This window comes from Pseudomonas sp. SDT291_1_S447, from assembly GCF_054070155.1.
On record NZ_JBSVXS010000013.1, the window covers coordinates 54,820 to 68,663 of the forward strand.

General features: G+C 59.1%; 15 protein-coding genes. 7 read left to right on the forward strand and 8 right to left on the reverse strand.

Annotation, left to right across the window (positions count from 1 at the left end; genetic code table 11):
• Window positions 1–144: 144 nt before the first annotated feature.
• Window positions 145–1,899, reverse strand: a complete 1,755-nt coding sequence (locus tag ACW9IR_RS07115) for an L-lactate permease (protein ID WP_110719469.1) — start codon at window positions 1,897–1,899, stop codon at window positions 145–147.
• Window positions 1,900–2,142: 243 nt separating this feature from the next.
• Between ACW9IR_RS07115 and ACW9IR_RS07120 the strand changes: the two genes are divergently transcribed.
• Together ACW9IR_RS07120 and ACW9IR_RS07125 are read left to right on the forward strand one after the other, a co-directional pair.
• Window positions 2,143–2,346: a hypothetical protein gene (locus ACW9IR_RS07120; RefSeq protein WP_007918829.1), complete on the forward strand. Its 204-nt coding sequence runs from the start codon at window positions 2,143–2,145 to the stop codon at window positions 2,344–2,346.
• A gap of 110 nt (window positions 2,347–2,456) precedes the next feature.
• A complete protein-coding gene (locus ACW9IR_RS07125) occupies window positions 2,457–3,524 on the forward strand; it encodes a hypothetical protein (RefSeq protein WP_457462393.1) in 1,068 nt (355 codons plus the stop codon).
• A 96-nt stretch (window positions 3,525–3,620) separates the two neighbouring features.
• On the opposite strand, the gene ACW9IR_RS07130 is transcribed toward ACW9IR_RS07125, so the two are convergent.
• Window positions 3,621–3,896, reverse strand: coding sequence for a hypothetical protein (locus ACW9IR_RS07130; protein ID WP_102899250.1), 276 nt, complete (start codon window positions 3,894–3,896; stop codon window positions 3,621–3,623).
• A gap of 70 nt (window positions 3,897–3,966) precedes the next feature.
• Here ACW9IR_RS07130 and ACW9IR_RS07135 point away from each other — a divergent pair, with 70 nt between their 5' ends.
• Genes ACW9IR_RS07135 through ACW9IR_RS07145 form a run of 3 tightly spaced genes read left to right on the forward strand, consistent with a single transcriptional unit; the run spans window position 3,967 to window position 5,641 of the window.
• Window positions 3,967–4,152, forward strand: coding sequence for a hypothetical protein (locus ACW9IR_RS07135; RefSeq protein ID WP_146033653.1), 186 nt, complete (start codon window positions 3,967–3,969; stop codon window positions 4,150–4,152).
• Window positions 4,153–4,202: 50 nt separating this feature from the next.
• Window positions 4,203–5,285: a hypothetical protein gene (locus tag ACW9IR_RS07140; RefSeq protein WP_457462396.1), complete on the forward strand. Its 1,083-nt coding sequence runs from the start codon at window positions 4,203–4,205 to the stop codon at window positions 5,283–5,285.
• A 2-nt stretch (window positions 5,286–5,287) separates the two neighbouring features.
• Window positions 5,288–5,641, forward strand: coding sequence for a DUF1428 domain-containing protein (locus tag ACW9IR_RS07145; protein ID WP_457462398.1), 354 nt, complete (start codon window positions 5,288–5,290; stop codon window positions 5,639–5,641).
• Between the two features lie 116 nt (window positions 5,642–5,757).
• Here the strand turns inward: ACW9IR_RS07145 and ACW9IR_RS07150 are convergent, their stop codons facing one another.
• The gene (locus tag ACW9IR_RS07150) at window positions 5,758–5,952 is read right to left on the reverse strand and encodes a hypothetical protein (protein WP_102899248.1); all 195 of its coding nucleotides are present in this window, start codon (window positions 5,950–5,952) and stop codon (window positions 5,758–5,760) included.
• Window positions 5,953–6,059: 107 nt separating this feature from the next.
• Here ACW9IR_RS07150 and thpR point away from each other — a divergent pair, with 107 nt between their 5' ends.
• Window positions 6,060–6,581: an RNA 2',3'-cyclic phosphodiesterase gene (gene thpR, locus ACW9IR_RS07155; protein WP_457462400.1), complete on the forward strand. Its 522-nt coding sequence runs from the start codon at window positions 6,060–6,062 to the stop codon at window positions 6,579–6,581.
• Window positions 6,582–6,831: 250 nt separating this feature from the next.
• On the opposite strand, the gene ACW9IR_RS07160 is transcribed toward thpR, so the two are convergent.
• The 5 genes from ACW9IR_RS07160 to ACW9IR_RS07180 form a co-directional block, all read right to left on the reverse strand.
• Window positions 6,832–7,929 (reverse strand): polyamine ABC transporter substrate-binding protein, encoded by a 1,098-nt coding sequence (locus ACW9IR_RS07160; protein ID WP_034155530.1) that lies wholly within the window; start codon window positions 7,927–7,929, stop codon window positions 6,832–6,834.
• A gap of 189 nt (window positions 7,930–8,118) precedes the next feature.
• Window positions 8,119–8,991, reverse strand: a complete 873-nt coding sequence (locus ACW9IR_RS07165; RefSeq protein WP_457462402.1) for an ABC transporter permease subunit — start codon at window positions 8,989–8,991, stop codon at window positions 8,119–8,121.
• Complete coding sequence (locus ACW9IR_RS07170) at window positions 8,988–9,869, reverse strand: ABC transporter permease subunit (protein ID WP_371042493.1); 882 nt, start codon at window positions 9,867–9,869, stop codon at window positions 8,988–8,990. The genes ACW9IR_RS07165 and ACW9IR_RS07170 overlap by 4 nt, the downstream gene beginning before the upstream one ends.
• Before the next feature lie 29 nt (window positions 9,870–9,898).
• Window positions 9,899–11,041 (reverse strand): ABC transporter ATP-binding protein, encoded by a 1,143-nt coding sequence (locus ACW9IR_RS07175; RefSeq protein ID WP_064389315.1) that lies wholly within the window; start codon window positions 11,039–11,041, stop codon window positions 9,899–9,901.
• Between the two features lie 364 nt (window positions 11,042–11,405).
• Window positions 11,406–12,167, reverse strand: a complete 762-nt coding sequence (locus ACW9IR_RS07180; protein WP_457462404.1) for a gamma-glutamyl-gamma-aminobutyrate hydrolase family protein — start codon at window positions 12,165–12,167, stop codon at window positions 11,406–11,408.
• 282 nt (window positions 12,168–12,449) lie between these two features.
• Between ACW9IR_RS07180 and ACW9IR_RS07185 the strand changes: the two genes are divergently transcribed.
• Window positions 12,450–13,826, forward strand: coding sequence for a glutamine synthetase family protein (locus tag ACW9IR_RS07185; RefSeq protein WP_457462405.1), 1,377 nt, complete (start codon window positions 12,450–12,452; stop codon window positions 13,824–13,826).
• The last annotated feature ends 18 nt before the right edge of the window (window positions 13,827–13,844 follow it).

Below are 13,844 nucleotides of genomic sequence, written 5' to 3' on the forward strand. Positions count from 1 at the left end.
GCTGTAACCACCATTTCACTAACAACCTGAACCCTGTGAGAGCGAGCTTGCTCGCGAAGAGGCCGGCACAGTCAACCTCTTCACTGACTGAACGGACGCCTTCGCGAGCAAGCTCGCTCCCACAGGGGAATGGGGTGTACCTGGCTAATGCGAGCCAACCACCATATGTGTAAACGGCGCCACATACGCCTGCAACGTCACCAGCCCACCGACCAGGATCGCCAACACGATCGAGTGGAAGAACACGTAGCGCAGAATCTCGCCCTCATGCCCATACCAGCGGGTCGCGGTGGAGGCGACCACGATCGATTGTGCGTCGACCATTTTGCCCATCACCCCACCGGAACTGTTCGCTGCCGCCATCAGCACCGGACTGATCCCGAGCTGTTCCGACGTCACCCGCTGCAACCCGCCAAACAGAACGTTCGACGCCGTATCCGAACCGGTCAACGCCACACCCAGCCAACCGAGCAAGGTGCCGAACATCGGATAGAAAATCCCCGTCGCCGCAAACGCCAGACCCATGGTCGCGTCGAGTCCCGAGTAGCGCGTGAGGAATCCCAGCGCCAGCATCGCCGCAATGGTGATCAGCGAAAACCGCACCACCCACAACGTGCGCAGGTATTGCTTGATCAGTTGCGGAATCGAATAGCCCATCAGCAAACCGCCGACAATCGCCGCCAGCAAGATCCCGCTGCCGGTGGCGGTGAGCCAGGTGAATTTGTACACCGCTTCTTCCGCTTTCGGCGCGGCAACCACGGGCGGGACCTTTTCGATTTGCAGGTGCAGGCTGGTGAACGTCACCGCCGGGGCGAAAATCGGGTTGGCCTCGCGCAGCGGTTTGCCGGCGGGATCAAGCTTGGCCGACTGGGTGACCGGATCAATCGCCGGACGGGTGTCGAACATATTCTTGAAGCCCTGCGTGCCCCAGGCAAACACAAACACGGTGAGGATGATCCATGGCATCCATGCGCGCATCACCGCCGGGCGCGCCTGATCGCTGAACGCGGCGCTGGCAGTGATTTTTTCTTCATCGACCTTGGAGTTGTCGACACGCCCCGAAAGCGCAGCGGAGGTGTGAATGGTCGCCGGTTTCCACACCTTCAAGAACAGCGTCAGGCAGGCCATGGAAATCAGCGCGGCGATCACATCCACCAGCATCGGCCCGTGGTAGTTAGATACCAGAAATTGCGGGATCGCGAAGCTGACGCCCGCCACCAGAATCGCTGGCCAGATCTCCAGCATCTTGCGCCAACCGGCAAACGCCCAGATCAACCAGAACGGCACCAGCACCGAGAAAAACGGCAACTGCCGACCGACCATCATCGACAGCTCCATTTCATCCAGCCCGGTGACTTTGGCCAGCGTGATGATCGGCGTGCCTAGCGCGCCGAATGCGACTGGGGCGGTGTTGGCGATCAGCGCCAGACCGGACGCGGCCAGCGGCGAAAAACCGAGACCGATCAGAATCGCCCCGGTTACCGCCACCGGCGTACCGAATCCCGCCGCACCTTCGAAAAACGCACCGAAGCAAAACGCGATCAGCAGCAACTGCAAACGACGGTCATCGGTGATGCGCGCGAGAGAATCCTGCAGCACTTTAAACGAGCCGTTCTCGGTGGTAAGGCGATGCAGGAAGATGATGTTGAGGACGATCCAGCCGATCGGCAACAAGCCATTGGCCGCGCCAAACAACGCCGCAGAGCCCGCCATGCTCGCCGGCATGCCGAAGGCAAAAATCGAAATCAGCAGGGCGGAAGCCAGCGCCAGCAGCGCCGCCAGATGCGCCTTGACGTGGAAGAACGCCAGCGCCGCGAGCATCACCACCACCGGTACGGCGGCCATGAGCGTGGAGATCACCGGGTTGCCGAACGGGTCGTAAATTTGCTGCCAGACCATGGTCCACCTCTGCTTGTTGTTATTGAGGGCGCAGATCCATTGCGTGGGGCTAGGTTGCAAGCAGTATAGGTGGCATTTCGCCGCCGCTCGTACAGCGCGGACGGGGCGACCAACGGTCAATGGTGGCCACTGAATCAACGCTGATTTGCCCGGTCGTATCTGCGGCTGCGCGCACCGCGTCCTGAAGGCGTGGGCGGCGTCGCCGATTCCGTCGTCAAGACCTTGGTTTTAGGGAAGTGTTGAATGAAGCGTGCAACAACGATGCTGCTGACTGTGACTGCCGCCGTATTGCTCGGCGGCTGCGTCGCGGATTTTGATGATGACCACCGCCATGGCCGGCATTACGACCGCGATCATGGCCGCAATTACGACCACGATCGGCGTTGGGATGATCGCGATGATCGCCGCGACGGGCGTCGTTACTATCGCGATCGGGATGATGACTGAGCCGTGAAATAATCGGTAGACACCCAAGCGAACAGACATGACGAGGGTGGACGCAGTAGTGGCAATTCAGTAGCATCGCCGCTTTTTCGCGCCTTCCTCCAAGGATGATCATGTCTGTCGCTTCTTTTCTGCGCTATTCGCCTGCGCTGTTCAGCTCTGTCGTAGCCGCTTTTGCACTCGTCGGCTGCACGCAGACGGGGACTTATCAGGACGCCAGCGTGCCTGACGCAGCCAAACTGCGTTTCGTCGCTAACATGTCCAATGCCACCCTCAATTATTTCGATGCCGAGCATTGCGATGGCATGAGCACCGGGCCGCTGAACAATCTGTTTATCGCCGAGAGCCAGCGCCGGGTCGGCATGAGCGTCGCCGCACCCAAAGACGCCCGTGGTTATCTGGAAATCAAATTGCCGCCGGAAAAAGACCTGTATCTCCAGGTCATGACTCAGTTGGGGCATGGTACCTGTGGTACCGGATTCAACTTGAAACCGGAGCGCGGCGCCGAATACGAGGTGACCTTCGGCTTTACCGGACGTGGCCATTGTTCGACGTTGGTGGAGCGTTTGCAGCGGGTGGATGGCAAGGATGTGCGTATGCCTCTGACCGTCAAGCGTGGCGGTTTTCCTGCCTGTTACGGGCGCAATGCACTTTTCCCGCAACCGCCGAAACTGCTGCCGGACACGCCAGAGCGTGCTGCGCTGATCGAGCAGATCGTCAATGGCAGCGTGATTGTCATGATCAAGCCCGACCCGGCCAAGGAGCCGCCTGCCAGCATGACGCCTGAGAAACTCGAATCGCTGATCAGCGAGCGCAAGGGCAAACTCGGTTTTGCCCTGCCAGACGAGTATTGGACGCTGTACCGTCAGAACCTTGTTGAATTCGAAAAAGAGGCGGGCACTAACAGGACGCGGGCGCTGCAAGTGTCCACCGATGAATATCGCCAGCGCCTGCGCAGCGTTGACGACAAGCAGTTGAAAGAGTGGTCGCACAGCGAAGATACGTCCGGCAAGCGCGCTAATTCGGCGCCGGCCGAGCAGGAAAAACTGGCGATCATGGATTATTTCCAGGCCACCAATAAGGTGATGGCCGAGACCATCAATCATCATCTCGAGCGCATGGCGCAAATGGATACGCAGTACGACGTGTGCTCGCGTTATTCCGAGTGCTGGAAGCGCTGACTGCGTTTATCGCCGATGTAAAAAAGCCCACTGAGTCGTGATGACCAGTGGGCTTTTTCATGGGCGCTCGGTTTGTCCAGGCGTCCGTTACGGCAATTAAAAGTGAGCGCTCGCCCGGACGCTGGATCGCGCAGGCACGGCGGCCTCGATGTCCAGCAAATGGGTGGCGAGAATGTCGCTCAGAAAACGGAACTGATCGTTGATGCCGACCACTTCATTGCTGAAGTGATTGGTTGCAGCCGGCATCAGCAGATCTTCGAAATCTTCGTTGAACACCAGTGCCTGCGCCTTGTGCGACACGGCGTGCTGGTCGTAATAGTTGCTGCCGAACACCGGGAAACTCACGGAGAGTGTGACGTGGGTGTGAATCATGTTGTGAACTCCTCGTTATGTTTCGGATGGCTTAATCGTGCCTTTCATGGGTGGTGGGCGGAAGGCAATCGTGGCGATGGTGAATATCGATGGCAGTGATGGTTGGGGTTTTTGGGGTGTTGCTGATGGCCTCATCGCTGGCAAGCCAGCTCCCACAGGTTCTGAGGCGATCACAAAATCTGCGGCTGCTGGAAATCCTTGTGGGAGCTGGCTTGCCAGCGATGAGGCCGGTACATCCAACATCAGGCTCAATTGACCCACCTATACTCAAATCTGCATCCCACTCATCTCAAGGAAACCGCCACCGTGAACCCGCGTGCGCTGCTCGTCGCCGCACTGCTTCTGCTGGCCGGCTGCGCGACTTCCGCGCGGGCCCCGGTGGCAGCGCCCCAGGCCGTGTTCATCTCGCCGGCAACCTGGCAGCAGATCGACCGGGAAATCGTCAGTGCTTCGCAGCAGTCCACCGAGCAGGTCAAAGTCTTCGCCCGTGGCTCGATGGAACATTGGCGCACTCGCGTCTATCAGCAAACTGAAGAAAATTTCATCCCGTGGTTCAGCAGCTACTGGACCCAGGAATGGCTGTCGATGAAGGTCAGTTGGTACACGATCAATGCCGGTGGTGAGCAAGATGCGTCGGCCAAGCGGTTGGCGGCGTATCTGCTTGAGCAATATCAGGAAAGGGTGCTGGCGCCAGTGGCGGTGGAGGTCGATCCGGACGCGATTCTCGGCCAGGCGACGGCGTTCTATGCGCAGTTGATGGCGCAGCAGATGCCGCTCATCGCCCAGCGTCATGGTGTGCCCGTTGGTCAGCTCAACGGGCGTTTGCAGAAAGTCCCGGCCATTGCGTTGGGCCCGCCACCGGCGCGGGATGCCTCGCTGTTTCAGGTCATCAGTACCGAGCCGCTGAACACGCTGCCGGCCTACGCCGCGCTGATCGACAAGATTCACACCGAGGGTGGCGCCAAGGGCATTGCCTCGACAGACGCGGGCATGGCGCCGGTGGCCAAGCGCGCCAGCCAACGGATGGAAGCGGAAATGGCCCCGCGTGGGGCTGCCAGCGCGGTGGCAGCAGCGGCTGGGAAACTGGCCGGCGGACTGATTTCGGTGGGAGTGGCGGGCATTCGCGCGATCATTCAGGCCAATGACCGCCCTGACAGCGAAGCGCTGATCCGCAGCAGTCTGGGCAGCACCTTCGACAAGGCCTGGCTGAAACTGGTGCAAAACCCGACCACCGGCGTCATGGCCGGCACGCTGCACATGGCTGGGCAAGTCGAGCGCAATCTGGGCGGGGGCGATGAACCGTCGGTCGGGTTGGGGGTGAATGCTGTCGAATGGCAACCGCCGCAATCGACCAGTCAACAGATCGAACCCAACGTGCAAGGAGAGTGATCATGGCTTACATCGATATTTTTGTAGCGCCGGTGCCGACTGCCAATCGTGAGCAGTACAAAAAGCACGCCGAAATTGCCGCCGTACTGTTCAAGGAGTACGGCGCCCTGAGCGTGGCCGAATGCTGGGGAGACGACGTGCCGGACGGCAAGCTCACCTCGTTCCCGATGGCGGTGAAGCTCAAGGAAGGCGAAACCGTCGCCTCAGGCTGGTTGATCTGGCCGGACAAAGCCACCCGTGATGCCGGCATGGCAAAAATGATGGAGGACCTGCGCATGCAGCCCGATGTGAACCCGATGCCGTTCGATGGCCAGCGCATGATCTACGGCGGCTTCCAATACCTCATCGAACCCTGAAGCCACCGCAAATCTATTGTAGGAGTGAGCCTGCTCGCGATAGCGGTGGGTCTGTCAATGAAGCATTGAATGTGCAAACGCCATCGCGAGCAGGCTCACTCCTACAGGTACAGTGTTCACTCGGCAGAGGGGGTGATGCGGCAGCTTTTGCGGTCGCGGATCTGCTCGTCAGTCGGCCGTTCACGGACGAATTCGAAGCGCGGCTCACCCTCGCTGTAATGCACCAGCCAGCCCCATTCCAGTTCGCTTTCATCCTGCCCGGGATGCGGTGGCCGCGCCCACCACGGTTCTTTGCTGAGGATCTCACGCATGGCGGTCTCCGGTTGATGGCAATCCTTGAACTATAGCCAGCTGTCACGAGTCGTCAGATCAGGCTGTGTAGAATCCGGCGGATCACGATGAACAGGGGAGCAGGGTCATGACCGATGAAGCGAAGCGACTGTTTTTCGCCCTCGATTGCCCGCCGGTGCAGCGCAAAGCGATTGCACAATGGCGAGCAGATCTGGGCTTGAGAACCGGGAAACCGGTGCCTGCGGATAATTTTCATCTGACGTTGCTGTTCCTTGGCGCGGTGCCATTGGCGCAGATCAATGAAGTCTGTGAAGCGGCCGGGCAAGTGCGCACGCCAGGAGAGGCGTTGAAGATTTCGCTGGATCGCATGCAGGTCTGGCATCGCGCCGGGGTGTTGTCGCTCGCGCCGGAGCAGGCACCGCCGGCGTTACTGCGCCTGGTCTACGCGCTGGAACAGGCGATGTTGCCGTTCGGCTTTGAGGAGCCGTCTCGCGAGTTTCGCCCGCACCTGACCCTGGCCCGCGACTACCGCGCGCCGGAACCGGAATCCGCCACGCCGCCGGAGTTTTTCCTGCGTGCAGAACGCTTTGCCTTGTTCGAATCGCACAAGGGTCGTTATCGCATTCTGCAAGATTGGTCGCTGATCTGAAGGCCCAAAAAAAGGCGCCCGAGGGCGCCTGAGAATTCACCTGAGCCGAGGGAGCCAGGTGAGGCCGTTCATGGCAGGGTGCAGCGGTGGTAAGGCGCTGCGTGAACGGGAAATCAATGATTTTTCGAGTCTACACCGTCCCTGTGGGAGCGAGCTTGCTCGCGAAGGCGTCGGCTCATTCAACATCTGCATGGCCTGACCCACCGCTTTCGCGAGCAAGCTCGCTCCCACATTTGGATTTGCGCTTGTCCTATTTACCGAGTTTCACCCGGGTCCAGCCACGGGTCATGATTCGCTGCGTGGCAATCGGCTGATCCGGCACCGCATACAGTGTCGCCATTACCGCTTGCGACGGATACGAACCCGGATCGTTGCGGATCGCTTCATCCACCAATGGCGTAGCCGCCGCGTTGGCGTTGCTGTAGCCGTTGCTGTTGGTGATTTCGGCGATGATGTCCGGGCGCATCAGGAAGTCCATGAACAGGTAAGCATTCTCGACGTTCGCCGCATCACGCGGAATGGCGACCATGTCGTAGAAGCTGCCGGCGCCTTCCTTGGGAATGCTGTAGTCGATCACCACGTTGTTGCCCGATTCCACCGCGCGGGCCTTGGCCTGCAGCACGTCGCCGGAGTAACCGACCGCGACGCAGATGTTGCCGTTGGCCAGATCGGAGATGTATTTCGAGGAATGGAAATACGCCACGTTCGGGCGGATCTTCATGAACAGCGCCTCGGCTTCCTTGATGTGCGCGGTGTCCTTGTCGTTCACCGGGTAGCCCAGATAGTGCAGGGCGGCCGGGATCATTTCGGTCGGTGAGTCGAGGAAACTGATGCCGCAGGCTTTGAGTTTTTCAGCGTTTTCCGGCTTGAACAGCAAGTCCCAGGAATTGGTCGGGGCATTGGCGCCGAGCACTTCCTTGACCTTGGCCGGGTTGAACCCGATGCCGATTGAGCCCCACATGTACGGGAACGCGTGGGCGTTGTCCGGATCACTGGCGGCGGCATTTTTCAGCAGCACCGGGTTGAGATTCTTCCAGTTTGGCAGCTTCGATTTATCCAGCGTCTGATAGACACCGGCCTTGATCTGCTTGGCCAGGAAACTGTTCGACGGCACGACCAGGTCGTAGCCGGATTTGCCCGCCAGCAAGCGCGCCTCAAGGGTTTCGTTGCTGTCGAAGACGTCATAAGTCACGCGGATGCCGGTCTCGTCTTCGAACTTCTTGACGGTGTCCGGCGCGATGTAATCGGACCAGTTGTAAACACGCAGCACCTTGTCGTTGGCCTGGGCGCCCATGACCATTGCGCCCATTAAGGACAGTGTCAGCAGAGTCCTGCCAAACATTTTCATCGGTACAACTCCATTGTTTTTATTCACGTTACGCAAAGCCCCCTCACCCTGATCCGCTCCTGAGGGAGAGAAAACTGACCGAGGGGCTGACTACATTTGTGTAGGAGCTGTCGAGTGAAACGAGGCTGCGATCTTTTGATCTTTCACATCAAGATCAAAAGATCGCAGCGTGCCGCAGCTCCTACAGGGTCAAGCGGTGGCGGATTGCTGTGGTTGCCACGACTCGTTCGCCGTCTGATCCATCGCTTCCTGAATCGCCCGTTTGCGGTTGGCTTCTGCCTTGCGGCCGAAGTACCAGACCAGGAAGGTCACCAGCGACACCGCCAGCAGAATCAGGCTGGCCACGGCGTTGATCTCAGGCTTCACGCCCAGACGCACTGCCGAGAACACTTCCATCGGCAGGGTCGTCGAACCAGGCCCGGAGACGAAGCTGGCCAACACCAGGTCATCCAGCGACAAAGCAAACGACATCATTCCGCCCGCCGCCAGCGACGGCGCAATCATCGGAATGGTGATCAGGAAAAACACCTTGAACGGCTTCGCACCGAGATCCATCGCCGCTTCTTCGATCGACAGGTCCAGCTCGCGAAGGCGGGCGGAGACTACCACCGCCACATAGGCTGCACAAAACGTGGTGTGGGCGATCCAGATCGTGACGATGCCACGCTCTTGCGGCCAGCCGATCAACTGCGCCATGGCCACGAACAGCAGCAACAGCGACAGACCGGTAATCACTTCAGGCATCACCAACGGCGCGGTGACCAGACCACCAAACAGCGTGCGCCCCTTGAAGCGCGTGACGCGGGTCAGCACGAAAGCGGCGAGGGTGCCCAACGCCACGGCGGCAATCGCGGTGTAGCAGGCGATTTCCAGCGAGCGCAGCACCGAGCCCATCAGTTGCGTGTTGTCGAGCAAACCGACGTACCACTTCACCGACCAGCCGCCCCATACCGTCACCAGTTTCGAGGCGTTGAACGAGTAGATCACCAGAATCAGCATCGGCAGATAAATGAACATCAGGCCGAAGATCAGCATGAATTTGGAAAAACCGAAGCGTTTCATCCCCGTGCCTCCATCTCTTTGGCCTGGCTGCGGTTGAACAGCAGAATCGGCACAATCAGGATCAACAGCATCACCACCGCCAGCGCGGACGCCACCGGCCAGTCGCGGTTATTGAAGAACTCTTGCCACAGCACGCGACCGATCATCAGCGTTTCCGGGCCACCCAGCAGTTCCGGAATCACGAACTCACCGACCACCGGAATGAACACCAGCATGCAGCCGGCAATAATCCCGTTCTTGGCCAGCGGCACGGTGATTTTCCAGAAGTTGTTGAAGTTGCTCGAACCCAGATCCTGCGCGGCTTCCAGCAAGCTGCCGTCGTGCTTGACGAGGTTGGCGTACAGCGGCAACACCATGAATGGCAAATACGCGTACACGACCCCTATATAGACCGCCGTGTTGGTGTTGAGGATCTCGATCGGGTGATCGGTCAGCCCCGTCCACATCAGAAACGCGTTGAGCAAACCGTTGTTGCTGAGGATGCCCATCCACGCATAAACGCGGATCAGGATTGCCGTCCAGGTCGGCATCATGATCAACAGCAGCAGAACGTTTTGGGTTTCCTTGCCGGTCTTGGTGATCGCGTAGGCCATCGGGAAACCGATCAGCAGACACATCATCGTGCTCAGCGCCGCGACCTTCAGCGAACCGAGATACGCCGACAAGTACAGCTCGTCTTCGCCGAGCATGGTGTAGTTGCCGATGTTCAGCAGCAGCTGGAATTTCTGTTCGGCGTAGGTGTAGATCTCCGAGTACGGCGGGATCGACAGCGCGGCTTCCGAAAAGCTGATCTTCATCACCAGAAAGAACGGCAGCATGAAAAACAGGAACAGCCAGATGAACGGAATGCCGATCACCAGTTTTCGCCCGCTGGGCACCAGGCGCAGGAATTGCTGATTGAAGGTTCTCATGAGCGCAGTACCACGCCGCTGTCGTCTTCCCACCAGACGTAGACTTTGTCGTCCCAGGTCGGACGCGCGCCACGGCGTTCGGCGTTGGCCATGAACGACTGGACGATTTTGCCGCCGGGCAATTCGACGTAGAACACCGAGTGGCCGCCGAGGTAGGCGATGTCATGCACCTTGCCTTCGGACCAGTTGTAGCGGAACTCGGGTTGGGTGGTGCTGACGAGCATTTTTTCCGGACGGATCGCGTAGGTGACCGACTTGTCCTGCACCGAAGTGCTGACGCCGTGACCGACGTAGATCTTCTGCTGCAAGTCCGGGCTGTGGATGATCGCGTGACCTTCAAGGTCTTCCACCACGGTGCCGTCGAAGGCGTTCACGTTGCCGATGAATTCGCAGACCATGCGGCTGACTGGCGCTTCATAAATGTCGATCGGGCTGCCGATCTGGGCGATCCAGCCCAGGTGCATGATCGCGATGCGCTCGGCCATGGTCATGGCTTCTTCCTGGTCGTGAGTCACCATCACGCAGGTCACGCCAACGCGTTCGATGATCTGTACCAGCTCCAGTTGCATCTGCGAACGCAGCTTTTTATCCAGCGCACCCATCGGCTCATCGAGCAGCAACAGCTTCGGACGCTTGGCCAGCGAGCGGGCGAGGGCGACGCGCTGACGCTGGCCGCCGGACAACTGATGCGGACGGCGTTTGGCGTATTGAGTCATGTGGACAAGGCGCAGCATTTCATCGACGCGGGCATCGATTTCGCTGGCCGGCAAACGGTCCTGCTTCAAGCCGAAGGCAATGTTCTGCGCCACGGTCATGTGTGGGAACAGCGCGTAGGACTGGAACATCATGTTGATCGGCCGCTCGTACGGCGGCATGTCGGTGATGTCCACGCCGTCGAGCAGGATTCGCCCTTCGGTCGGACGCTCGAAACCGGCGAGCATGCGCAGCAGGGTCGATTTGCCCGAACCGGAGCCACCGAGCAGAGCGAAGATTTCGCCCTGATGGATCTCCAGGGACACATCGTCCACGGCCACGGTTTCGTCGAACTTCTTGGTGACACGATCGACTTTCACCAGCACCTTTTTCGGTTGCTGATGACCTTCAAGTGCCTTCCTGTAAGTGCTGGAGGCGTTTGCCATGTGAAACTCCCAACAGGTTTCGTTCGCCTGGCCAATGTGGCCGGGCTTAAGTGGATTGCAAGCCTGTAAGCGCAATCTCAGTCATTACACATCCCCTGTAGGCCTTCGCCTGCTCGCGATGAGGCCATGTCAGTCGACATCTCTGTTGACTGGTCTATTGCTATCGCGAGCAGGCTCACTCCTACAGGGGAATTGCGCATGCCTGACTGACCTTGCACTGCCGAGGGCTTGGTCGGCGCCGCCGTCCTGGCTGCCTGGGTCGTACTTGTTGTTATTACGGGTGTTGCTGTTCACGAATGACGGATGTGCAAAGGCACACCCGACGTCCGTGGGGGCAGTAAATCGTTGTGATCTTTGGGTTGTGTCAGCGCTTGTCGCGCCGCGCCGCCCGTTGCCGGCAAGCCGCGCCGAATGCCTGGAAAATCTTCAGGTAGTTCGGGTTGTCGAGCACTTGCCATTCCGGGTGCCATTGCACGCCGAGGGCGAAGGTCGGGCTGTGCTCGACCGAGACCGCCTCGATCAGACCGTCCGGCGCCACCGCTTCGGCACGCAGGCCGGGGGCGAGGCGATCGATGCCCTGGCTGTGAATCGAATTCACCTGGAACTCGCCCGGCAGCTCCAGCGCTTCGAACACGCCGCCAGCAAGCACGGTCACCGCATGGGCCGGTGCGTATTGCACGGCCACATCAGGGCTGTCGGCTTCACGGTGATCGAGCATGCCCGGCAGCTCATGCACCTTCTGATGCAGGCTGCCGCCGAACGCCACGTTCATTTCCTGGAAGCCCCGGCAAATGCCGAGCACCGGAACGCCCGCCGCGATGGCTGCACGCAATAAAGGAAGGGTGGTGGCATCCCGCGCCGGATCGTGATCCGTGCCGGGAGCGCTGGCCGGGCCTTGATAGTGGAAGGGCTCCACATTCGAGGGCGAGCCAGTCAGCAGCAGACCGTCGAGTTGACCGAGCAGGTCTTCGATTTCAGTCAGGTTGCCAAGGGAAGGAATGACCACTGGCAGCCCTTCAGCGCCAACGCTGACAGCACGTACGTACTTGTCGCCGCTGATGTGATAGGGGTGCAGGCCAATCTGTTTGACGCACGCAGTAACGCCGATCAATGGCTTGAATGCCATTTTTATTCACCTCGAAGTTTGACACTTGAACGAGCTTTTCCGGAGCTTAGCCTCGTTGATTTTAATTAACAACTGCCATGTAAAAAATTCTAAACGCCGTTCATCAAATCTTCATGATTTCCGGGGCTGTAGCGTATTTATTGGCACGGAAGTGTTAAAAAAAGCCCGAAAAATAAACCTTGAGCGGTCATCTGTTCGCTATTGACTTCACTTTGCCGTTCGGGTTGACTGGCTCGGCGAAACAGCAGTGAACATAATAATTAACAGCTAAATAGGTGCATCATGTCGGTCCCTCTGCGTACCGTTCAACTCAACGAAGCAAACGCATTCCTTAAGAAATATCCTGAGGTTTTGTACGTCGACCTTCTGATTGCGGATATGAACGGTGTGGTGCGCGGCAAGCGCATCGAACGCACCAGTCTTCATAAGGTTTACGAGAAAGGCATCAACTTGCCGGCCTCGCTTTTCGCCCTCGACATCAACGGCTCCACGGTGGAAAGCACTGGCCTGGGTCTGGACATCGGCGACGCTGACCGTATTTGTTATCCAATCCCCGGCACCCTGAGCATCGAGCCGTGGCAGAAGCGCCCAACCGCACAACTTCTAATGACCATGCACGAAATCGAAGGCCAGCCGTTCTTCGCTGACCCGCGTGAAGTGCTGGCCAACGTCGTACGCAAATTCGACGATCTCGGTCTGACCATCTGCGCAGCATTCGAACTCGAGTTTTATCTGATCGACCAGGACAACGTGAACGGTCGTCCGCAATCGCCACGTTCGCCGGTGTCTGGCAAGCGTCCGGTGTCGACTCAGGTTTATCTGATCGACGATCTCGACGAATACGTCGATTGCCTGCAAGACATCCTCGAAGGCGCGAAAGAGCAGGGCATCCCGGCTGACGCCATCGTCAAGGAAAGCGCCCCGGCGCAGTTCGAAGTCAACCTGCATCACGTCTCCGACCCGATCAAGGCGTGCGACTACGCCGTCCTGCTCAAGCGTCTGGTGAAGAACATCGCCTACGACCACGAGATGGACACCACCTTCATGGCCAAGCCGTATCCGGGTCAGGCGGGCAACGGTCTGCACGTACACATTTCGATCCTGGACAAAGAAGGCAACAACATCTTCGCCAGCGAGGATCCCGAGCAGAACGCCGCGCTGCGTCACGCGATCGGCGGTGTGCTGGAGACCCTGCCTGCGCAAATGGCCTTCCTCTGCCCGAACGTCAACTCGTACCGCCGTTTCGGCGCGCAGTTCTACGTACCGAACTCGCCGAGCTGGGGCATCGACAACCGCACCGTTGCGGTCCGTGTGCCAACCGGTTCGGCCGATGCTGTGCGTATCGAGCACCGTGTTGCTGGCGCTGACGCCAACCCGTACCTGCTGATGGCTTCGGTACTGGCCGGTATTCACCACGGTCTGACCAACAAGATCGAGCCGGGCGCGCCGGTGGAAGGCAACAGCTACGAGCAGAACGAACAGAGCCTGCCGAACAACCTGCGTGATGCACTGCGTGAGCTGGACGACAGCGAAGTCATGGCCCGCTATATCGACCCGATGTACATCGACGTGTTTGTCGCGTGTAAGGAGAGCGAGCTGGCCGAGTTCGAGAACTCGATTTCTGACCTTGAGTACAACTGGTATCTGCATACGGTGTGATTGGCTGAGGGCCCCAAA